21 protein-coding genes are annotated in these 21,019 nt (G+C 69.4%); 16 read left to right on the forward strand and 5 right to left on the reverse strand.

Annotated elements, in window-relative coordinates; translation table 11 throughout:
* Positions 1 to 12: 12 nt before the first annotated feature.
* The 6 genes from BCF44_RS06220 to BCF44_RS06245 are packed head-to-tail and all read left to right on the forward strand — an operon-like array spanning position 13 to position 2,654.
* On the forward strand, positions 13 to 471 hold the full coding sequence (locus BCF44_RS06220) for a hypothetical protein (protein ID WP_116173143.1): 459 nt from the start codon (positions 13 to 15) through the stop codon (positions 469 to 471).
* Between the two features lie 2 nt (positions 472 to 473).
* The gene (locus BCF44_RS06225; protein WP_147328400.1) at positions 474 to 905 is read left to right on the forward strand and encodes a hypothetical protein; all 432 of its coding nucleotides are present in this window, start codon (positions 474 to 476) and stop codon (positions 903 to 905) included.
* The gene (locus BCF44_RS06230) at positions 905 to 1,330 is read left to right on the forward strand and encodes a hypothetical protein (protein WP_147328401.1); all 426 of its coding nucleotides are present in this window, start codon (positions 905 to 907) and stop codon (positions 1,328 to 1,330) included. The genes BCF44_RS06225 and BCF44_RS06230 overlap by 1 nt, the downstream gene beginning before the upstream one ends.
* An 11-nt stretch (positions 1,331 to 1,341) precedes the next feature.
* The gene (locus tag BCF44_RS06235; protein WP_116173146.1) at positions 1,342 to 1,770 is read left to right on the forward strand and encodes a hypothetical protein; all 429 of its coding nucleotides are present in this window, start codon (positions 1,342 to 1,344) and stop codon (positions 1,768 to 1,770) included.
* A 35-nt stretch (positions 1,771 to 1,805) separates the two neighbouring features.
* Positions 1,806 to 2,225, forward strand: coding sequence for a hypothetical protein (locus BCF44_RS06240; protein ID WP_116173147.1), 420 nt, complete (start codon positions 1,806 to 1,808; stop codon positions 2,223 to 2,225).
* A gap of 12 nt (positions 2,226 to 2,237) precedes the next feature.
* On the forward strand, positions 2,238 to 2,654 hold the full coding sequence (locus BCF44_RS06245; RefSeq protein WP_116173148.1) for a hypothetical protein: 417 nt from the start codon (positions 2,238 to 2,240) through the stop codon (positions 2,652 to 2,654).
* A 45-nt stretch (positions 2,655 to 2,699) separates the two neighbouring features.
* On the opposite strand, the gene BCF44_RS06250 is transcribed toward BCF44_RS06245, so the two are convergent.
* The gene (locus BCF44_RS06250; RefSeq protein ID WP_170217365.1) at positions 2,700 to 3,206 is read right to left on the reverse strand and encodes a CGNR zinc finger domain-containing protein; all 507 of its coding nucleotides are present in this window, start codon (positions 3,204 to 3,206) and stop codon (positions 2,700 to 2,702) included.
* 84 nt (positions 3,207 to 3,290) lie between these two features.
* On the opposite strand from BCF44_RS06250, the gene BCF44_RS06255 reads away from it, so the two are divergent.
* From BCF44_RS06255 to BCF44_RS06280, 6 genes are read left to right on the forward strand one after another with little or no spacing between them, the layout of a single operon-like run.
* Positions 3,291 to 4,148: an alpha/beta fold hydrolase gene (locus BCF44_RS06255; RefSeq protein ID WP_342775570.1), complete on the forward strand. Its 858-nt coding sequence runs from the start codon at positions 3,291 to 3,293 to the stop codon at positions 4,146 to 4,148.
* A 60-nt stretch (positions 4,149 to 4,208) separates the two neighbouring features.
* Positions 4,209 to 5,486, forward strand: coding sequence for an aminotransferase class III-fold pyridoxal phosphate-dependent enzyme (locus tag BCF44_RS06260; protein WP_116173151.1), 1,278 nt, complete (start codon positions 4,209 to 4,211; stop codon positions 5,484 to 5,486).
* Between the two features lie 54 nt (positions 5,487 to 5,540).
* Positions 5,541 to 7,145 (forward strand): 2,3-epoxybenzoyl-CoA dihydrolase, encoded by a 1,605-nt coding sequence (boxC, locus tag BCF44_RS06265; protein WP_116173152.1) that lies wholly within the window; start codon positions 5,541 to 5,543, stop codon positions 7,143 to 7,145.
* A gap of 5 nt (positions 7,146 to 7,150) precedes the next feature.
* The gene (gene boxB, locus BCF44_RS06270) at positions 7,151 to 8,572 is read left to right on the forward strand and encodes a benzoyl-CoA 2,3-epoxidase subunit BoxB (protein ID WP_116173153.1); all 1,422 of its coding nucleotides are present in this window, start codon (positions 7,151 to 7,153) and stop codon (positions 8,570 to 8,572) included.
* A gap of 9 nt (positions 8,573 to 8,581) precedes the next feature.
* Complete coding sequence (locus tag BCF44_RS06275) at positions 8,582 to 10,126, forward strand: benzoate-CoA ligase family protein (RefSeq protein WP_116173154.1); 1,545 nt, start codon at positions 8,582 to 8,584, stop codon at positions 10,124 to 10,126.
* Positions 10,116 to 10,958 carry an amidohydrolase family protein gene (locus BCF44_RS06280; RefSeq protein ID WP_116173155.1) on the forward strand — a complete coding sequence of 281 codons (843 nt, stop codon included), beginning with the start codon at positions 10,116 to 10,118 and terminating at the stop codon, positions 10,956 to 10,958. The genes BCF44_RS06275 and BCF44_RS06280 overlap by 11 nt, the downstream gene beginning before the upstream one ends.
* Here BCF44_RS06280 and BCF44_RS06285 read toward each other — a convergent pair.
* The 3 genes from BCF44_RS06285 to BCF44_RS06295 form a co-directional block, all read right to left on the reverse strand.
* Positions 10,955 to 11,824 carry a PaaX family transcriptional regulator gene (locus BCF44_RS06285; RefSeq protein ID WP_116173156.1) on the reverse strand — a complete coding sequence of 290 codons (870 nt, stop codon included), beginning with the start codon at positions 11,822 to 11,824 and terminating at the stop codon, positions 10,955 to 10,957. The two genes, BCF44_RS06280 and BCF44_RS06285, sit on opposite strands and share 4 nt — an antisense overlap.
* A gap of 502 nt (positions 11,825 to 12,326) precedes the next feature.
* Entirely contained in the window at positions 12,327 to 13,445 is a 1,119-nt protein-coding gene (locus tag BCF44_RS06290) for an aminotransferase class V-fold PLP-dependent enzyme (protein WP_116173157.1), read from the reverse strand.
* A 1-nt stretch (position 13,446) separates the two neighbouring features.
* Positions 13,447 to 13,995, reverse strand: a complete 549-nt coding sequence (locus tag BCF44_RS06295) for a hypothetical protein (protein WP_116173158.1) — start codon at positions 13,993 to 13,995, stop codon at positions 13,447 to 13,449.
* Between the two features lie 82 nt (positions 13,996 to 14,077).
* Between BCF44_RS06295 and BCF44_RS06300 the strand changes: the two genes are divergently transcribed.
* A complete protein-coding gene (locus tag BCF44_RS06300) occupies positions 14,078 to 14,617 on the forward strand; it encodes a PadR family transcriptional regulator (RefSeq protein WP_116173159.1) in 540 nt (179 codons plus the stop codon).
* Here BCF44_RS06300 and BCF44_RS06305 read toward each other — a convergent pair.
* On the reverse strand, positions 14,602 to 14,913 hold the full coding sequence (locus tag BCF44_RS06305; RefSeq protein ID WP_116173568.1) for a cupin domain-containing protein: 312 nt from the start codon (positions 14,911 to 14,913) through the stop codon (positions 14,602 to 14,604). The two genes, BCF44_RS06300 and BCF44_RS06305, sit on opposite strands and share 16 nt — an antisense overlap.
* A gap of 70 nt (positions 14,914 to 14,983) precedes the next feature.
* Here BCF44_RS06305 and BCF44_RS06310 point away from each other — a divergent pair, with 70 nt between their 5' ends.
* The 3 genes from BCF44_RS06310 (at position 14,984) to BCF44_RS06320 (ending at position 21,016) form a co-directional block, all read left to right on the forward strand.
* Positions 14,984 to 15,910, forward strand: coding sequence for a GlxA family transcriptional regulator (locus tag BCF44_RS06310; protein ID WP_116173160.1), 927 nt, complete (start codon positions 14,984 to 14,986; stop codon positions 15,908 to 15,910).
* Between the two features lie 91 nt (positions 15,911 to 16,001).
* Positions 16,002 to 16,826 carry a hypothetical protein gene (locus BCF44_RS06315; protein WP_116173161.1) on the forward strand — a complete coding sequence of 275 codons (825 nt, stop codon included), beginning with the start codon at positions 16,002 to 16,004 and terminating at the stop codon, positions 16,824 to 16,826.
* Between the two features lie 107 nt (positions 16,827 to 16,933).
* Positions 16,934 to 21,016 (forward strand): bifunctional nitrate reductase/sulfite reductase flavoprotein subunit alpha, encoded by a 4,083-nt coding sequence (locus BCF44_RS06320; protein ID WP_246014867.1) that lies wholly within the window; start codon positions 16,934 to 16,936, stop codon positions 21,014 to 21,016.
* Positions 21,017 to 21,019: the final 3 nt, after the last annotated feature.

A 21,019-nucleotide genomic window follows, 5' to 3' on the forward strand; every position in this document is an offset into this window, starting at 1 on the left:
GGGACAGGGGAAATGAACGCGAAGCTGCGCGCGTCGGTCACCGGCGCCATCACCGTCGTCGTGGCGGCGCTGGCCGCGCTGCTGGGCACCGCCGGCACCGCGCAGGCCGAGTCCGCGCCGGGCTGCTCCGGCACCACCCAGATCGGCACGACGGCGTACGTCACCTACGGCGGGCAGACCGTCGCCTCGGTCAAACAGTTCAAGGGCTGCGGCAAGAACTGGGCGTACGTGTACGCCTGGCAGTCCTTCGTGGACAGTGGCAAGTCGTTCACCCTTCAGGCCGGCATCGGCGTGTACGGCAGCGCTTCGCAGCAGGAGCCGGACCGCTACCTGGGCATCGTGCAGGGCGGCAACCGGGTGCGCGAGCTGTGGTCGACGGGCACGGACACGCTGTCCGACTGCACCGCGGCCTACGGCGGTGTGCACGTGAGCGGCGACTTCCCCGACAATCACACTTCCGTGAGGTGCTGACCATGATGCGAAAGCTGTTGTGCGCCACGGGAGTCGCGGCGGTCGCGCTGGCGACGTTCGGGGCGGGTTCGGCGCAGGCCGAGACCGCGCCGGGATGTTCGAGCACCGTGCAGATCGGCGCCACCGCATACGGGCAGTACCAGGGCCAGAACGCCATCTCGGTCAAGCAGTTCAAGGGCTGCGGCAAGAACTGGTCCTACGTCTTCGTGTGGCAGAGCTTCCGGGACAAGCACATCCAGTACTCGCTGAGCGCCTTCGTCAACGCTCAGTACGACGACGCCGAACTGGTCCAGGGCGAGGTGGACAAGTCCGGCAGCCCGGTCGAACTGTGGTCCACGGGCACCGACACGCTGACGGTGTGCACGCAGGCCGCCGGAATGATGGCCTTCGGCAACGAGAACGTCGTCCAGGCCCAGACGGGGTGGCGGTGCTGATGAGGTTCGCGCTGGCTGCCGCGGCGTCGCTGGCGTTGGTGGCGGGTGGTCTCGGGGCCGGTGTGGCGCAGGCGGAGTCCGCGCCCGGCTGCTCGAGCACCGTCCAGATCGGGTCCACCGCCTATGGCTCTTACCAGGGGCAGGACGCCATCTCGGTGAAGCAGTTCAAGGGTTGTGGGCAGAACTGGTCGTACATCTACGTGTGGCAGAGCTTCCGCGACCGGCACATCTCCTACCGTGCGCACGCCTCCGTCTACGTGCAGTTCGACGGCGGCATGTCGTGGGGTGACGTGGACAAGTCCGGCAGCCCGGTCGAGGTGTGGTCGGAAGGCACGAACACGCTCGACTCGTGCACCGCGGCATCCGGCTACATCCAGTTCGGTAGCGACAGCACCGTGTCGGCCAAGACCGGTTGGCGTTGTTGATGGGGGGAACCGTGAAGTTCGTTCTGGCTGCGGCGGCGTCGTTGGCGTTGGTGGCGGGTGGTCTCGGCGCCGGTGTGGCGCAGGCGGAGTCCGCGCCGGGGTGTTCCAGCACCGTCCAAATCGGATCCACGGCGTACGCGAAGTTCCAGGGGCAGGACATCGCCTCGGTGAAGCAGTTCAAGGGCTGTGGGAAGAACTGGGCGTACATCTACGTCTGGGAGAGCTTCCGGCAGCGGGGGCTGCACTGGATCCTCACCGCGGCCGTCGACGTGAACCCCGGTCCGCACGCCGTCTACAAGGGCGGCGTGGACAACCCGAACGACCCCGTCGAGTTGTGGTCCAAGGGCACCGACACCTTGTCGGACTGCACCGCGGGCTACGGGCTGATCTCGGTCTACCAGTACGACAACTACCCGGCCTGGACGGACACGCGGTGCTGAGTTCTGCGTGCGTGGTAGTGAGAACTAGGAGAGTTGTGAAGGTTTTGGGTGTCGCGGCCGTGGCGGCCGCGTTGACCGTCGCCGGTCTGGGTTCGGGGGTGGCGCAGGCGGAGTCCGCGCCGGGTTGTGCCAGCACCGTGCAGATCGGCTCGACGGCCTACATCACGTCCGGCGGCCAGACCATCGCGTCGGTGAAGCAGTTCAAGGGGTGCAACAAGAACTGGGCCTACACCTACGTGTGGGACCAGTACCGCGCCAACCACACGAACTACACCATCGACACCTACATCGACGCGGGCAGCGACCCGCTCGGGTATCAGGTGAGCGGGCGGGGCGCGCACGAGCTGTGGTCCGACGGCACGAACACGTTGAGCGTCTGCACGCAGGCGGTCGGCGCGATCTGGACCACCAGTGGCGACTTCGTGGGCGATGCCGTTACCGGCAAGCGCTGCTGACAAAGGAGAGTTGTGAAGTTTCTGGGTGTCGCGGCCGTGGCGGCCGCGCTGACCGTTGCCGGTCTGGGTTCGGGTGTGGCGCAGGCGGAGTCGGCGCCGGGTTGTTCGAGCACGGTGCAGATCGGTTCGACGGCGTACATCACCTACGGCGGTGAGACGATCGCGTCGGTGAAGCAGTTCAAGGGGTGCAACAAGAACTGGGCCTACACGTACGTGTGGGACCAGTTCCGGTCCAAGCACTCGGACTACGTGATCGCCAGCTACATCGACGGCGGTAGCGACCCGCTCGGATACACCGTCAGCGCCAAGGGCGCGCGGGAGAACTGGTCCTACGGCACCAACACGCTGAGCATCTGCACCCGGGCCGACGGCTGGGTGTGGAGCCAGGACACGGACTACGGCGCGGCGCAGACCGGCCAGCGCTGCTGACGGAGTCGACGAAGAACCCCCGGACCGAAGGTCCGGGGGTTCTTGTCATGCCTGGGCGTGGCGTTCGCGGTGGCGGGCCTGCCGGGCGCGGTTGGCGCACGTCCTGGTGTCGCAGAACTTCCGGCGGTCGTCGCCGTGCGCGAAGAACAGCACGCAGTCGTGGTTGGCGCAGCCGCGCAGGTTGTTGCCGGCGACGACCTCGATCGCGGAGCGGGCGATGACGGCCAGGGCGCCGCCGGTCCAGGCGACTCCCGGTCCGTCCGAAGTGGACGTCAGAACGGCTTCGCAGTCCCGCGCCGCGCTGTTGATGGTGTCTACGGCCGGCGGAGACGCGGGGCTGGCGTCGACCGCGGAACGGAAGATCTCGCGGACGGCGTCGCGGAGGGTGCGCAGGGCTTCGCCCGGCACGGGGTCGAGGTCGGGGTGCAGGTCCAGCCAGGCGGTGACGGCGTCGTCGTCGGCGAGCAGGTCGACGTCCCGGCCCCGCAGGCGGATGGCGGTATTGGCCAGGTCGACCGCCAGGGGCTCGCCGAGCAGCGGAAAAGTCGTCACGAACTGATAGTAACGCATCCGGCGTTACGTGTGCTACGGTCTGTCGAGTAACGTACTGGGCGTTACTTTGAGGAGGCTGGGATCGTGATCCGGTACCGCAGGGTGACGGTGGACGGGGTGTCGGTGTTCTACCGGGAGGCGGGCGACCCGTCGAAGCCGACGTTGTTGCTGCTGCACGGCTTTCCCACGTCGTCGGTGATGTTCCGGGACCTGATCCCGCTGCTGGCCGACGACTTCCACCTGGTCGCGCCCGATCTGCCGGGGTTCGGTCGCAGCGACATGCCGTCGGTGGGGGAGTTCACGTACACCTTCGACCGGCTCGCCGAAGTTGTGGATGCGTTCGTGGCGCGGCTGGAACTTGGCACGTTCGGGATCTACGTGCAGGACTACGGGTCGCCGGTGGGGTTCCGGCTGGCGCTCAAGCGGCCGGACCAGGTGCGGGCGATCGTGACGCAGAACGGGAACGCCTACGAGGAGGGCCTGGTGCCGGAGTTCTGGGCGCCGGTGCGGGCGTTCTGGGCGGACTGGAATCCGGAGACGGAGGCGGGGGCCGCGGCGGCGCTGGAGCCCGAGGCGATTCGCTGGCAGTACCTGCACGGTGAGGTGGACCCCGAGTTGGTCAGCCCCGATGCGATCGCCTTGGACAACGCGCTGCTGGCGCGGCCGGGGGCGCGGGAGGTGCAGCTTCGGTTGTTCCACGACTACCGGACGAATCCGCCGATGTACCCGGAGTGGCAGGCGTTTCTCCGTGAGCGGCAGCCAGGGGTGTTGGCGGTATGGGGCGGGAACGACCAGATCTTCGGGGCCGACGGTGCTCGTGCCTTCGCCAAGGACGTGCCGGACGTGGAGATCCACATCCTGGACGCGGGCCACTTCGCGCTGGAAACGCAGGCGGAAGTGGTGGCGGAGTTGATCCGGCAGTTCCTGCCGAAGCACTTGTGAGCCGGACGGTCGTATCAGATTCACCTGGCCCCGCAGCGGGCGCGGGGCCAGGATCGAGGCATGACCGACGACGGCGTGAAGACGGGGCTGCGCGACCACCTGCTGATGCACTTCGGCCAGCACGCGAAGCTGCGTGACGGGGAATATCCGCTGGTCATCGCCCGTGGCGAGGGCGTCCACGTGATCGACACGGACGGCCGCCGGTACCTGGACGCCCTGTCCTGCCTGTTCTGCGCCCAGCTCGGCTACTCCTACGGCGAGGAGTTCGCCGAGGCGGCGACCGCCCAGCTGACGCGGTTGCCGTTCAACACGAACTGGAACACGGCGCATCCGCCGGCGATCGAGCTGGCGGAGCGGCTCGCGGACCTCGCGCCGGTGGGGATCAACCGGGCCTTCTTCACGTCCGGCGGTTCCGAGGCGGTCGAGTCGGCGTGGAAGATCGCCCGCCAGTACCACGTGGCCAACGGCCAGTCGGAGCGGGTGAAAGCGGTCGCCCGGCGCACGGCGTATCACGGTCAGACGCTGGGCGCCCTCGCCCTGACGGGCATTCCGGCACTGAAGGAGCCGTTCGGGCCGCCGGCGATCGACGTGGTCCGGGCGCCCAACACCGGCGAGCCCGACGCCCTCGCGCAGACCGAGGCGGCGATCATCGCCGCCGGCCCGGAGACGATCGGCATGCTGATCGCGGAGCCGGTGCAGAACGCGGGAGGCTGCTTCGTGCCGCCGGCGGGCTACTGGACCGGCCTGCGCGAGCTCGCCGACCGGTACGGATTCCTGCTGGTCGCGGACGAGGTGATCACCGGATTCGGCCGGATCGGCGAGTACTTCGCGGTGCCGGAGGTGGTGCCGGACATGATCACCATCGCCAAGGGGCTGACCTCGGCGTACGCCCCGATGGGGGCGGTGCTGGTCGGCGACCGGGTCGCCGAGCCGTTCTACCGGCCCGGGCAGGCGCTCTCGCACGGCCTCACCTTCGGCGGCCACCCGCTGGCGGCCGCGATCGCCCTGCGCAACCTGGACATCTTCGAACGGGACAAGATCCTCGACGGGGTGCGGGAGCTCGCCCCGCACCTCAGCAGCCGCATGCACGAGCTCGAAGCCCTCGACGTGGTGAAGGAGGTCCGCGGCGACGGCTTCTTCTACGCCGCCGAGCTGGACGTCGACGACCTGAACCCGATCAGGGCGGGGCTGCTCCGGGCGGGGCTGATCGCCCGGGCGGACGACCGCGGCGCGGCGGTGGTGCAGATCGCGCCGCCGCTGGTGTGCGAGCGGGAGCACCTGGACGAGATCGTGGACAAGATCGGCGGCGTTCTGGGGGAATCTCTACAGAAACATTGACGTGACGGTGTCAAGTTGTAGAAAATAGAGTCCTCACCGACGAGGAGGCGGGCCGTGCAGGTTTCCTTCGACGCGCACCCGGACGGCTACCGGCACTGGCGCCTGCGGGTCGAGGGGGAGCTGGCCTGGCTGGTGCTGGACGTGGACGAGACGGCCGGCATCGCGCCCGGCTACGAGCTCAAGCTGAACTCCTACGACCTCGGCGTGGACATCGAGCTCTACGACGCCACCCAGCGCCTGCGGTTCGAGCACCCGCGGGTCCGCACGGTGATCGTCACCTCGGGCAAGGACCGGGTGTTCTGCGCGGGCGCCAACATCCGCATGCTCGCGGCGTCCAGCCACGAGTGGAAGGTCAACTTCTGCAAGTTCACCAACGAGACCCGCAACGGCATGGAGGACGCCACCGAGCACTCCGGCCAGACCTACCTGGCCGCGGTCAACGGGTCCTGCGCCGGCGGCGGCTACGAGCTGGCGCTGGCCTGCGACCACATCGTGCTGGTGGACGACAACTCCTCGGCGGTGTCGCTGCCGGAGGTGCCGCTGCTGGGCGTGCTGCCCGGCACCGGCGGCCTGACCCGGCTGGTGGACAAGCGCCGGGTGCGCAAGGACCGCGCGGACGTCTTCGCCACCCGCAGCGACGGCATGCGCGGCAAGGCGGCCGTCCAATGGGGACTGGTCGACGAAGTCGTGCCGCCGCGCCGTTTCGACGAGGTGGTCCGCGAGCGGGCGGTCGAGGCGGCGGCGAACTCGAGCCGGCCGAAGGACGCCGAAGGCGTCGAGCTCACGCCGCTGCAACGTGAAATCACCGAGGGCGGCCTCCGCTACCGTTACGTGGAGGCGCGTTACGACCGGGACCTGAGCCTGGTCGGGATCACCGTCACGGCCGAGGACGACGACGACTGGCCGCTGACCGTCACCCGCGAGCTCGACGACCTGATCCTTCGGCTGCGCACCAACGAGACCGAGCTCGGCACCTGGGTGCTCACCACCGCCGGCGACCCGGATGCGGTTGTCCACCAGGAGAACAAGCTCCTCAACGACGACTCCTGGCTGGGCAACGAGATCCGGCACTACTACAAGCGCGTCCTCAAGCGCCTCGACGTCACCAGCCGCAGTCTGATCGCGCTGATCGAACCCGGCTCCTGCTTCGTCGGCATGCTGCTGGAACTGGCCTTCGCCTGCGACCGTCAGTACATATTGGACGGACCGCCGATCGACGACGAGGACAGCGACGAGCGGGCGTCGATCCAGCTGACACCGGCCAACTTCGGGCCGTTCCCGATGGGCAACGGCCTGACCCGGCTGCAGTCCCGCTTCTACGGCGAGGACGTCACCCGACTGTCCGAACTGGACAAACCCGTGGACGCGGTCGGGGCGGCCGACCTGGGCCTGGTCACCGAGGCGTTCGACGACATCGACTGGCCCGACGAGATCCGCATCGTGCTGGAGGGTCGCGCCTCCCTCAGCCCGGACGCGCTGACCGGCATGGAGGCCAACCACCGGTTCGTCGGCCCGGAAACCCTCGAGACCAAGATCTTCGCCCGGCTCACCGCCTGGCAGAACTGGATCTTCAACCGGCCCAACGCCGCGGGCCCCGACGGGGCCCTGCGACGGTACGGCACCGGCCAGAAGGCGGTCTTCGACCGGAAGCGAGTGTGAGCAGGATGTCCAGCGGCATCAACTATGACGAGAAGATCCCCAACAACGTCGACCTGTCCTCGGACCGGCGGCTGCAACGCGCCCTGGAGGGCTGGCAGCCGCGGTTCATGAACTGGTGGTCGGAGATGGGGCCGACGCTGGAGACCCACGACGTCTACCTGCGCACCGCGGTCAGCGTCGGCCGGGCCGGCTGGGCGCACTTCGACCACGTCAAGCTGGACGAGTACCGGTGGGGCATCTTCCTGGCCGAACGCGAGCAGGAGCGGACCATCGGCTTCGGCGAGCACCGCGGCGAGGCGGTGTGGCAGCAGGTCCCCGGCGAGTACCGCGCCGACCTCCAGCGGCTCATCGTCATCCAGGGCGACACCGAGCCGGCCTCCGTCGAGCAGCAGCGCCACCTCGGGCTGACCGCGCCCAGCCTCTACGACCTGCGCAACCTGTTCCAGGTCAACGTCGAAGAGGGCCGGCACCTGTGGGCGATGGTGTACCTGCTGCACGCCTACTTCGGCCGCGAGGGCCGCGAGCAGGCCGAGGACCTGCTGCTGCGCAACTCCGGCAGCCCCGACTCGCCGCGCATCCTCGGCGCGTTCAACGAGGAGACCGCCGACTGGCTGGCGTTCTACATGTTCACTTACTTCACCGACCGGGACGGCAAGTACCAGCTCGGCACGTTGAAGGAGAGCGCCTTCGACCCGCTGTCGCGGACCTGCGAGTTCATGCTCAAGGAGGAGGCGCACCACATGTTCGTCGGCACCACCGGTGTCGACCGGGTGGTGGCCCGCAGCGCCGAGCTGATCCGCGAGCACGACACGTTCGAGATCGCGCCGCACGGCGGCATCCCGCTGGAGATCATCCAGAAGTACATCAACTTCCACTACAGCGTGTCGCTGGACCTGTTCGGCAGCGAGACGTCCACCAACGCGGCCAACTACTACACCGCCGGGCTGAAGGGCCGCTGGCAGGAGGGCCGGCGCAAGGACGACCACAGGCTGACCGAGACCGGCTCGCTGCTGGAGGCGCCGCGGGCGGACGGCACGTGGGGCGGCGAGGAGCTGTCCACGATCCTGATGCTGAACCTGGACCTGCGCAACGAGTACATCGCCGACTGCGAGCACGGGGTCACGCGGTGGAACCGGATCCTGGCCGAGGCCGGCATCGAGCGCCGGCTGGCGCTGCCGCACCCCGGATTCAACCGGCACGTCGGCGTGAACTCGGCCTTCCACATCTCGCCGGGCGGGGAGATCCTGGACGCGGCAACGTGGGAGAAGTCCCGGGACCGGTGGCTGCCGACCAGCCAGGACCTCGCCTTCGTGCAGTCGCTGATGCGTCCGGTCTACGAACGAGGCAAGATCGCATCCTGGGTCGCGCCGCCGACCAACGGCATCAACGGCAAGCCGTTCGAGTACGAGTACGTCCATCTGGCCTGAGGAGCACCGATGCCGGACCGGTTCAACGCCGCGGAGTACCTGGTCGACCGGCACGTCGAGTGCGGGCACACCGCGGTGGTCACCAGCCGGCGCACGCTGTCCTACGCCGAGCTGGCCGAGCAGGCGCACCGGGTCGCGGCCGGGTTGCGCGAGATCGGCGTCCGGCCCGAGGAGCGGGTCGTGTTCTGCATGGCCGACGACGTCGAGATGCTGTCCGGCGTGCTGGGCGCGATGTACCTGGGCGCGGTGCCGGTGCCGGTTTCCACCATGCTGACGCCCGTCGAGCTGGCGACGCTGCTGGTCGACTCGCGGTCGCGGGTGCTGCTGGCGTCGGTGGAGTTCGCGGCGGCCTGTCAGGCGGCGGTGGAGCTGGCGCCGGAGATCTCGTGCGTGGTCTTCGACGGAGCGGTGGAGTTCTTGCCACGTCAGGGCGTTGCCGTGCGCCAGTGGCACGATCTGGTGGACGCCGGTGCGTTGGAGACGCCGTATCAGACGTGGTCGGACTCGCCGGCGCTGTGGCTGTACACCTCCGGCACCACAGGGCAGCCGAAGGCGGCGATGCACCGGCACGAGAGCATCCGCGCCGTCGGGACGTACTACGGAAACGGGGTGCTGGGGCTAGGTCCTGAGGATCATTGCCTGTCGGTGTCGAAGCTGTTCTTCGCGTACGGGCTGGGCAACTCGTGCTTCATGCCACTGGCCGCCGGCGCCGTCGCGCTGCTGGAGCGGTCGCGTTCCACGCCGGAGCTGATCGCCTCCCGCGCCGCCGGCGACCAGGCGACGGTGCTGTTCGGCGTGCCGACGTTCTATGCCGCCACCTTGGCGAGTTCCGTCGCCGACGATGCGTTTTCCACCGTACGGCAAGGGGTTTCGGCCGGCGAGGCGCTGCCGGCGGTGCTGTTCAACCGGTTCCGCGAGCGGTTCGGCGTGGAGGTCCTGGACGGCATCGGCTCCACCGAGGCGTTGCACATCTTCCTGTCCAACCGGCCGGGGGAGGCCGTCGCGGGAACCTCCGGCGTACCCGTTCCGGGCTACGAGGTGGAGATCCGCGACGAGGCGGGATCCCCTGCCGACACCGGGGATCTGTACGTTCATGGACCGTCGACAGCGACGGGCTACTGGTGCCGCAACGACATCACCCGCGACGTGTTCCAGGGCAGATGGCTGCGCACCGGCGACACCTACCAGCGCAACGCCGACGGCACGTACACGTATCTGGGGCGCAGCAACGACATGCTCAAGGCCGGCGGCGTGTGGGTGTCGCCGTTCGAGGTGGAGAGCCGGCTGCTGGAGCACCCGGACGTGGAGGAGGTCGCCGTGGTGTCGGCGACCGACGAGTCCGGGTTGCAGAAGCCGGTGGCGTGCGTGGTGCCGGCGGTGGGGCACAAGGTGGACGAGGACGCCCTGATCTCGTGGTGCCGGGACGGGCTCGCCTCGTACAAGCGGCCGCGGGCGGTGGTCGAGGTGGCGGAGATGCCGAAGACCGCCACCGGCAAGATCCGTCGAAACGTGCTGCGTGACATCGTCAAGGACGTACTGACCGATGATCGTTGACGCGCATGTGCACGTGCCACGACTGTCCACCTTGAAGCCCGCGTGGCTGGAGTGGGCCGACCAGTTCAGCGGGGATCATCCATGGCGGTCGGTGTATTCGCCGGACGGCGATCCAGTGCCGGCATTGGTGGACGAGTTGCTGGCGGGGCAGGGCGTGGACCGGGCGTTGCTGTTCTGCGAGTACAGCCCGCGGTCCACCGGCATCCAGCCCATCGAGGACCTGCTGCCCATTGTGGCTCACAACCCGGTGCGTTTCCGGTTGGTGGCCAATGTGAATCCGCACCTGCACCACCCGCTGGCGTCCGAAGTGGAGCGTCAGCTGGATCTTGGCGCGGTGGCGGTGAAGCTGCATCCCGTGCACGGCTGCTTCTCGCCCGGCGACCGTGATGTGTATGCGGTGTACCGGGTGTGCGAGGAACGCGGCGTGCCGGTGATCTTCCACTCCGGCGTGTCCAGCTTCCCGGGATCTCGCTCCAGTTTCGGCGATCCGGCGCTGCTCGTGGACGTCGTGGAGGACTTCCCGTCCGTGCAGTTCGTGTTCGCGCACGGCGGCCGGGGCTGGTGGTACGACACCGCCGCGTTCCTGGCCCTGGCCAAGCCGAACGTGTGGCTGGACCTGGCCGGCCTGCCGCCGCGCAAGCTCCCCGAGTACTACGCCCGCTTCGACCTGCGCCGCCTGGCCACCCGCTGGATCTTCGGCACCGACTGGCCCGGCGTCCCCGGCGCGGCGCGGAACGTGGCGGCGCTGCGGGACCTGGACCTCGGCGAGGACCTGCTGTCCGGTGTCCTCAGCGGCAACGCCGCCAAGGTCTTCCCGGGCCTGGACGTCTAGGGCTGCTGCGCCAGCAGTTCGCGCCACCCCTGCTGCGCCGGTTCCTTCCACGCGCTGTGGTTGTCGTTGAACAGCTGCGTCGCGCGGGACCCGCTCCACTTCGACGGCAGCAGCTCGCCCGGCAGCTGCGGGTCCAGGAACGGGAACCGCCGCCACTCGTGCACCAGCCGGGTCTGCGCCCGCAGCGCGGCCTCCGGCGTCCGGGTGTCCAACCCGCTGAACTGGTCGATGAAGCCCTCGTACCGATCGGCGACCTCCTGGAGGTCCCAGGCCGCCGCCACCATGCGCTGCACGTCGCCGAGCGCGCCGTAGGTGGCGATGAAGGACATGACCTCGCTGGTCAGCGCCAGGTCCTCCAGAATGGACTTGGCCTCCACCTCGGCGCCGACGTGCGGGGACACCCACACGCCGGGCTCGGGCGAGCCGAAACCGGCCCAGCTCAAGCGGGTCCGCAGCCGGTGCCGCAGCTCCCGCTTGGTCTCCGGCACCGACACCATGACCACCAGCCAGCGGCCGTCCCACTGCTGGTTGCCGCTGCCGAAGCCGTAGATCCGCTCCGCGCCCTCGACGAGCAGCCGCCGCCCGGGCGGGGTCAGCGCCCAGCGCACCCGGCGGCCGACCCGCTCGGAGGACAGCCAGCCCTCGGCGGCGACCCGGGCCAGCGCCTGCCGCGCCGACTTCTCCTCGATGTCGAACCGCCCCAGCACGTCCACGATCGTCTGGGTCCAGACGGGTTCGCCCTGCGGCAGCACGAACTCGCCGAGCACCGTGGTCAGCAGCGAGCGTGCGCTGGCGTCGCTGACCTCCCTGCGCCGGGTGACCGTCGGGCGGGCGCCGCGGCCCGCCCCGGTTGCACCAGAACCCATCTGAACCGTCCTCAGTGACCGCGGTGAATGCTCTACTGTGCCATGCCCTTGCCGGAGTCCGCGAACCTCGGGTCACCTGACTGTCGTAGCCCGAACCGGCGAACGGCGGCCGGGATCGGCCGGAATGCGCGTGGTGGGGCGGCAAGGATTGCTCCCACCGGGTGATGGCCGAACCGGGCGCGTGCTGCCTCTTAGGGCGAAATTATCTACACTACGGTCACGTCGCGCTACCCCTGTTGTAGCAGTGCGAACCGGGTGCGGCCGTTGACCTGGCGTACTCACCGGAATGGTGGATCCGCCGCGCCGATCCACACTCGACGGTGCCCACGGGTGGGCACCGTCGCCGACGGCGTGCACGTTCATCAACGCCTTGCGGGACACCACGTAGCCGTCGGTTCGGGTCGGCCCGGGAAACGTCGGCACCGCCGCAATCGTGTGCAGCGGCGCGAAACCGTCGATCGAGTGCGGATCGAGGTCCCCAAGGCAGACGCACGCCGCCGGACTATGCCGCCAGCACGGCCCTGAGCTGTGGAATCCAGTCCATTTCGAAGTCGACGTGGGCACTGAGCCTCAACATCGGCCTGACTATGTCCAGAGGCGACCGTTCGGGGCCGGACACCGTGGTGACCACCTTGCGTGCGACCAGGTCCGCCCTGAACTGGTACAGGTTCACATCCGTGTCCGGCACCAGCGCCACGATCGCCCCCGGTGCGTCGATCGGGTCCCGCAGCGACCAGCCCGGCAGGTCCGCGAGGCCGGCGCGCAGCTCCCGGCCGATCGCGGCGAGCCGTTCCCGGACCTTCGCCGGCCCCATCTCCACGTGCTGCCGGAGCGCGGTCGCCAGCCCGACCCGGCCGGCCACGTACGCCTCGCGGCTCTCCAGGTCGCGGACGTGCCCGCCCTGGTCCAGCGCCGGCGCGCGGGGGATCAGCCGCTGCTGCCACCCTTCGCGTACCGCCAGGTATCCGACGCCGCGCGGCCCGCAGAGCCACTTGCGGCCCGTGCCGTACACGGCGGCCGCGCCTTGCGGAATCTCGACGTGCCCCAACGCCTGCGCGGTGTCCAGCACCACCGGCACCTCGACCGCCCGGCAGATCTCGATGATCTCCGCCGACGGCTGCCGGACCGCGCGGTGCGAGGTGTACGCCGTCAGGTGCACGATCGCCGGCCGCTCGACGCGCAACCGCTGTTGCAACGCGTCCAGGTCGATCAGGCCCTGATCGTCGGTCTCGAGCGTCACGGCTTCGAGGCCGCGATCCTTGAACGCCGCGAGGTTCGGGCCCCACTCGCTCGGCGCGATCCAGACCCGGTCGCCCGCCTCGAACGGCCACGCCAGCAGCAGTTGCGCCGCGGCGGCCGAGCCGCTGTCCAGCAGCGCCACGTCGTCGGCGCCGAAACCGAGCAGCTCTCCCAGCATCCGGCGGGCGCCGGTGGTGGCCGGTTCCGCCTCCGCCTCGGCGACGTATCCGCCGAGCTGGGCCTCCAGTTCGAGGTGCTCGGTGATCGCGGCGCGGGTGGCTACGCTGGTCCGCCCGCACGCCGCCGTGTCGACGTGCAGCATCGGGGTCGCCGTGCGCTGGGTGGTCCACGCGGTTGCTACCGCCTCGTGTGGCAAGGACATGTCAGGCAGTCTGCCGGGCGCGGACCCGCTCCGGGTACCGGGCGGTGAAGATCGCCGGAATCACGAAGCCGGCCACCTGCACCACGATCGAGGCAACCGTGCCGGCCTGCATGACATCTAGCACCGCTAGCACCGCCGCCGTCAGCGTGAACGCGATCGCCCACGCCGCCGTCAGCACGACGTTGACGCGCAGGAAGATCGGCATGTTCCAGTACTCCTTGGGCGTCTGCCGCTTGGCGATGCCCAACGTGAACGGTCGCTTCACGACGAGGCCGCCCCAGGCCGTGATCGCCAGCCAGGCCATCGAGATCGCGCCGACGAAGTGCTGCACCGGCGAGGTCGGGGCGGCGCACGAGAACGCCGTCAGGACGGCGAAGTAGACGATCGTGCTGATCTCCAGGACCTGCGTGTCCAGCGGCGTGCCCTTGCGGCGGCCCTGGACGAACAGGCCCAGCGCCAGCACCAGGCCCGCCAGCGCGCCCCACTGCCAGCCGAGGGTGGACAGCACCGCGAAGGCGATCCAGGGGACAAAACCGCGGAGGTAGTTCATCATCGCTCCTATATGTCAGTTGTGACATGTGGAAACTAGAACGTACTCCTGCAACATGTCAAGACTGGAGTATGATGGCCGCATGAGCCTCCGCCACGCGGCCCTCGGGCTGCTCACCCTCGGTCCGGCCAGCGGGTACGACCTGCTCCAGACGTTCAACGGGTCGCTGGCCAACGTGTGGCCCGCGACCCAGAGCCAGCTGTACGGCGAGCTGGGCAAACTCGCCGAGGCCGGGCTCGTCACCGTGACCGAGGAGGGCGCCCGCCGGCGCAAGGAGTACGCGCTCACCGACGCCGGCCTGGCCGAGCTCAAGCACTGGCTCATCGAGGTCGAGCCCACCGCCGTGCGCCGCAGCGACATGCTCCTGCGGGTCTTCTTCCTCGGCGTCGTCGAGCCCGCCCAGGCCGACGAGTTCCTGCGCAAACGCGAGGCCGGGGCGGCCGAGTACCACGACAGCCTGCGCGCCACCGAGGAGGCCATCGCCCCCGAGACCGCCGACCTGGCCGTCTACGGCCGTATCGCCCTCGAGTGGGGGCTCCGGTTCACCGCGATGCAGCGGGAGTGGGCGGCCTGGGCGCAGGAGGAGCTGGCCCGGACGCTGAAGTCTCAGCCTTCCGGGTAGAAGAGGAACAGCGTGCAGCCGGTGGTGGTCTGGGGCACGTGCCAGCTGCCGGTCGGGGCGTGGAGGAAGGTCCCGGCCGGGTAGTCGCGGTTGCCGTCGTTGAACGTGCCGTCGAGGACGTAGACCTCCTCCGGCCCCGGCTCGTGGACGTCCCGGTGCGGCCATTTCGTGCCGGGGTCCATCTCCAGGACGTTGGCGTGGGCCGTCCCGTTCGTCCACAGTGGACGCAGTCGGATCCCCGGAAACAGTTCGCGCACCGGTGATTCGTCCACGTGGACCGAGGTGTAGTCGTCCATGCCGTCACGGTGCCGGGCCGCGTTCGTCCGGACCAGTGTCGCGAATGACACCCTGGGGTACTTTCCTGCCATGCATCGCGTGGTGGCCCTCGTGCGTCCCGTGCAGTCGACGTTCGAACTCGGTTGCGCCGCCGAGGTTTTCGGCACCCCACGGGCCGGGATCCCCGTCCGCTACTCGTTCGCCGCCTGCACCGAGACCCCCGGCCCCGTGCCCACCTCGGCGGGCTACGCGATGTCCGTCGAGCTGGGCCTGTCCGAGCTGGCCGCCGCCGACACCGTGATCATCCCGGGCTGGCTGCCCGTCGAGGCCCCGCTGTCCGCCCGCGTGCGCCGCGCCCTACTGCGCGCGCATGCCCGCGGTGCTCGGCTCGTCACCATCTGCTCCGGCGTGTTCGCGCTGGCCCGCACCGGGCTCCTCGACGGGCGCGCCGCCACCACCCACTGGGCCCGCGCCGCGCAGCTCGGCCGGGAGTTTCCGCAGGTCAGCGTCGAGCCCGACCGCCTGTACATCGACCACGGCGACGTCGCCACCAGCGCCGGCGCCGGGGCCGGCATCGACCTCTGCCTCCACCTGGTCCGTCGCGACTTCGGGGCCGCCTACGCCGGGTCGGTGGCGCGGCACATGGTGATGCCTCCCCACCGTGACGGCGGTCAGATCCAGTACGCCCCGCCGGCGGCCGACGGTCTCGACGACCTGCTCGAGTGGGCCGCCTCCCGGCTGGGCACGGCGTTGTCCGTCGCCGACCTCGCCGGCCACCTCAACGTCTCGCCGCGGACCCTGGCCCGGCGGTTCGCCACCCAGCTCGGCACCAGCCCCGGCTCCTGGCTCCTGTCCCGCCGCGTCGCCGCCGCGCGCACGCTGCTGGAGGAGACCGACCTGCCGGTCGAAGCCATCGCCACCCGCGTCGGCCTCGCCTCCGCCGTCAACCTCCGCCGCCGTTTCCGGGCCCTCGTCGGCACGACTCCCGGCGCGTACCGCCGTGCGTTCCGGCATTAGAGGTACCCGTGTAACGCAGGCCAAAGCCTCGCGATGAACAGCGCGGCATGAGCCGCCCGTGCCGGGACTTCGCTCGAAGCGAGGAATTGCCATGGCCCGCATCTCCTTACGTGACAATGCCTTGTGGAGTCTGCCCAACTATCTGCTGGAACCCCGGCACTACTACCTCGGCGGGGACGAGGACAAGCTCATCGCCACCGCGAACAAATGGCGCACGGCCATCGGGGTCTTGACCTTGGCGGGCATCGCGGTCGCGTACCCCGCCTTCACGCAGAGCCTGCCGGGTCAGATCACCGGGCTGCCGGCGGGCACCGGCGCGTACAACTTCTTCAACTATCTGGCCAACTGGCTGACGAACACCATCCTGGCGGTGGTTCTCTCGGCCTTCTTCATCGTCTTCTTCTCACTCGTCCTGACGTTGACGGCAAGGTCGGGCGCTCGACTGGCCACGCTCTGGCAGCTGCGGTGGCCCGTCGTCGCGATCGGTTTGTTCGTCCTGTGGCTTCTCGGGCTCGTCGGCCTCACCGCCGTGGCGAATCCGGTCGCGGACTGGGTCACCAGTCAGAACAGTGTGCTGATCGGCATCGCGGCGGGGCTTGTCGGTCTGTTCGCCGTCCTGCTGGTCATGACGTGGCTGATCAAGGCGTTGTACCTGGCCGCCGTGAACGTCTTCCGGGCCGATGACGGCCATCCGCTGCTCGGTCTCTGGGTGAGCACCGCCGTGGTGTGGACCGTGTTCCTCATCAACGCCCTCACCGGCGGCGACCCGCAAGGCGTGCCCCATGACATCGGACTCTTGATGGCCTGGCTCGGCCCGGGCACCGTCACCGTGATCAACGCCGCGGCGTGGTGGCGCTTGTCACACACCTATGGCACGGTGCTGTTCCGGGACGGGCCGCTCGGCGTCCGCCGCTGACCTGCGCGACGTCCTCACCACGCCTTTCGGCGCGCTGTGATGTAGATGTAACTGCCACGGCCGGCAGTGTCACCGCCGCGCAACAGCCCGTTCCTATGGTTCGGCCCGTGCGCGATTCGACGGTCAGGACCGTGTGCTCCTACTGCGGCGTGGGCTGTGGCATCGTGCTCAGCGTCCGCGACGGTCGCGTGGCCTCGGTCGCCGGCGACAAGGACCATCCGGCCAACCGCGGTCGCCTGTGCACCAAGGGCGCGACCAGTCACGAGATGCTCGCCGCCCCGGGCCGGCTCGCGACGGCGCTGGTCCGCGCCGACCGCGAGTCGCCGGCCGAGCCGACCGACGTGGACCGGGCGATCACCCTCGCCGCGTCGCGCCTCCGGGCGGTCCTCGACGAACACGGCCCCGACGCGCTGTCGTTCTACGTCTCCGGGCAGCTCACCATGGAGGCCCAGTACCTGATCACCAAGCTGGCCAAGGGCTTCGTCGGCACCAACCAGCTCGAGTCCAACTCCCGCCTGTGCATGGCCAGCGCCGGCAGCGGCTACAAGCTGTCGCTCGGCGCGGACGGCCCGCCCGGCTCGTACGAGGACTTCGAACACGCCGACGTGTTCCTGGTGATCGGCTCCAACATGGCCGACTGCCACCCGATCCTGTTCCTGCGCCTGATGGACCGGGTCAAGCGCGGCGCCAAGCTGATCGTCGTCGACCCGCGTCGCACCGCGACCGCCGCGAAGGCGGACCTGTTCCTACAGATTGCGCCAGGTACGGATCTCGCGCTGCTCAACGGCCTGCTGCACCTCGTTCACGCCGACGGCCTGGTCGACGAGGAGTTCGTCGCCGCACACACCGAGGGCTGGGAGGCGATGCCCGAGTTCCTCGCCGACTACCCGCCGGACGTGGTCGCAGCCATCACCGGCATCCCCGAGGACGACATCCGCACCGCGGCCAAGTGGATCGGCGCGGCCGGCAACTGGATGAGCTGCTGGACGATGGGCCTCAACCAGAGCACGCACGGCACCTGGAACACCAACGCGCTGTGCAATCTCCACCTCGCGACCGGCGCGATCTGCAAGCCCGGCAGCGGGCCGTTCTCGCTGACCGGTCAGCCCAACGCCATGGGCGGCCGCGAGATGGGCTACATGGGACCTGGTCTGCCCGGCCAGCGGTCCGTTCTGTCCACAGAGGATCGGGCGTTCATGGAGAACCTCTGGGACGTGCCGGCGGGCAGCATTCGCACGGACGTCGGCCGCGGCACCGTCGAGATGTTCGAGCGGATGGGCGCCGGTGACATCAAGGCGTGCTGGATCATCTGCACCAATCCGGTGGCCTCCGTGGCCAACCGGCGCTCGGTGATCGAAGGCCTCGAGGCCGCCGAGCTGGTGATCACCCAGGACGCCTTCGCCGACACCGAGACCAACGGCTACGCGGACATCGTGCTGCCCGGCGCGATCTGGTCGGAGACCGAGGGCGTGATGGTCAATTCGGAGCGCAACGTCACCTTGGCGCAACGGGCCGTCTCGCCTGTCGGGCAGGCGTTGCCCGACTGGCAGTTGATCGCGCGGGTCGCCGTGGAGATGGGTTTTCCGTTCCACTACGACAGCGCCGAGCAGATCTTCGAGGAGATCAAGCTCGCCGGCAATCCCGCGACCGGCTACGACCTGACCGGCATCACCTACTCCCGGCTGCGTTCGGAGCCCGTCCAATGGCCGGCCGCCGCTGACGGCCCGTCCCGCAACCCCATTCGCTACGTCGTCGACGACGCCCCGGTTTTCCCGACCGGTAGCGGAAAGGCCTCGTTCTTCGCGCGGCCGCACATGCCGCCGGCCGAGCTTCCTGACGACGAGTTTCCGTTCACGCTCAACACCGGCCGGGTGCAGCACCAGTGGCACACCCTCACCAGGACCGGCAAGGTCGACAAGCTGAACCGCCTCAATCCCGGGCCGTTCCTGGAGATCCACCCCTCGGATGCGGCGACTCTGTCCATTGTGGATGGCGACAGGGTTGAGATCGCGTCCCGGCGCGGGCGGGCCGTACTGCCCGCAGTGGTCACCGACCGGGTCCGCCCCGGCTGCTGCTTCGCCCCGTTCCATTGGAACGACCTGTTCGGCGAATACCTCAGCGTGAACGCCGTGACCAACGACGCCGTCGACCCGATCTCCTTCCAGCCGGAGTTCAAGGTTTCCGCTGTGTCGCTGGTCAAGGTCGCCACGGAGGCCTCCGGGCCAGTTCTTCCCGGTTCCGGCCTTGACGCGGCTGCCCTGTCCACTCCTGCTGTCGGCTTGGCGACGTCGGCCGCCGCGGGGTTTGCCGTCGGCGCTGCGTCCGCAGTCACCGGGTTTGGCGCGTCGGCGAGTTCGGCCACTTCCGGCGTTGGCTCCGCCACTGTTGGTGGGACCACGTCCGGCGGACCGGCCTCGTCCGTCGAGCCGGTCGCTCCTGCCGCTGTCCTGGCCACTCTCCTCGGCGTCGATGGCATTTCGCCTCCCGACTTCACCGCGGCCGAACGCCAGTACCTCGCCGGCTTCGCATCCGGCGTGGCCGGCAACGGCGGCGTGCCGGTGCTGCCCCCGCACGCCCCGATCGCGCCTGCCCGTGCGGTCTGGGTCGACGGCCTGCTCGCCGGCATGTTCTCGCGCGGCTCGGTCGCGGCAGAACCTGAGCCTGGCAGGGAGGTTGTCGTGCTCTGGGCGTCCCAGACCGGCAATGCCGAACAGTTCGCGGTGGAGACCGCCAAGCGGCTGTCAGAGGCGGGATGGCAGCCCCTGCTGATCAGCATGGCCGACGCGACTCCCGACGCCCTACGCGCCGGCACCCCCGTGCTGCTGATCACCAGCACGTTCGGCGACGGCGACGCCCCGGACAACGGCGCCGCGTTCTGGGATCGTCTGTCCACACAGGACACGTTGGCCGGGGTGCAGTACGCGGTGCTGGCGTTCGGAGACTCCAGTTACGCCGACTTCTGCGGTCACGGCAAGCGTATCGACCATCGGCTGCGGGACCTGGGGGCGACGCACCTCGTGCCGCGGGTCGACTGCGAGCCGGACTACCAGGCGAGCGCGCGGCGGTGGCTCGACCAGGTGATCGCCGCGCTGAACACCACGCCGGCCCGGCACCGTGAGATCGACCTGGTGGGCAACCGGCTGCTGAGTCTGCCTGGCGCCGGAAAGGAGGTGCGCGAGTTCACCTTCGACGCTGGCGATCTCGTCTACGAGACCGGGGACGCGCTGAGTGTGCTGCCGGTGAACAGTCCCGCCTTGGTCGACGAGTGGTTGGAGGCCACCGGCCTGGACGGCTCCGACACGGTTTCGCTTGACGACAGCAAGTTCGCGCTGGCCGATGCGCTGCGCGACGAGCTCGAGATCGCTCGGATCACGCCGCCGCTGCTCCATTTCGTCGCCGAGCACAACGGTGATCGGGAGTTGCGGCACCTCTTGCGTCCGGACAACACGGGCGAGTTGGCCAAGTGGACCTGGGGCAGACAGGCCGTCGACGTGCTGCGGGCCTATCCCGTGCGGGCGGACGCCCAGGCGTGGGCCGAGGTGCTGAAGCGGTTACAGCCGCGGCAATATTCCATCTCTTCCAGCCCGCTGGTCAGCCCGTCGCAGATCCGGCTCACGGTTTCCGTTGTCCGGTACGGATCGCACGGCGGCGTTTGTTCGTCGTACCTCGCCGACCGCGCCTCGGGGTCGCCCGTGAAGGCCTTCATCCAGCGCTCGCCCCATTTCCGGCCGCCCACCGACCCGTCGCGCCCGATGATCATGGTCGGTCCCGGCACCGGCGTCGCCCCTTTCCTCGGTTTCCTGGAAGAGCGCGCCGCCCTCGACGCCGGCGGTCCGAACTGGCTGTTCTTCGGCGAGCAGCGCCGGGCCACCGACTTCTACTACCGGGAGGAACTCGACCGGTTCCGCGCCTCCGGCCGGCTCACCCGCCTCGACCTGGCCTTCTCCCGTGATCAGCGCGCCAAGATCTACGTGCAGGACCGCATGCGCGAACACGGCGCCCACGTCTGGCGGTGGTTGCAGGACGGCGCACACTTCTACGTCTGCGGCGACGCCACGCGCATGGCCAAGGATGTCGACCGCACCCTGCGGGAGATCGTCGCCACGCACGGCAATATGACCCCTGACCAGGCCACTGCCTACGTCAAGCAGCTCACCGCCGACCGCCGCTATCTCCGCGACGTCTACTGACCG

It is taken from the genome of Kutzneria buriramensis, from assembly GCF_003387475.1.
GTDB lineage: Bacteria > Actinomycetota > Actinomycetes > Mycobacteriales > Pseudonocardiaceae > Kutzneria > Kutzneria buriramensis.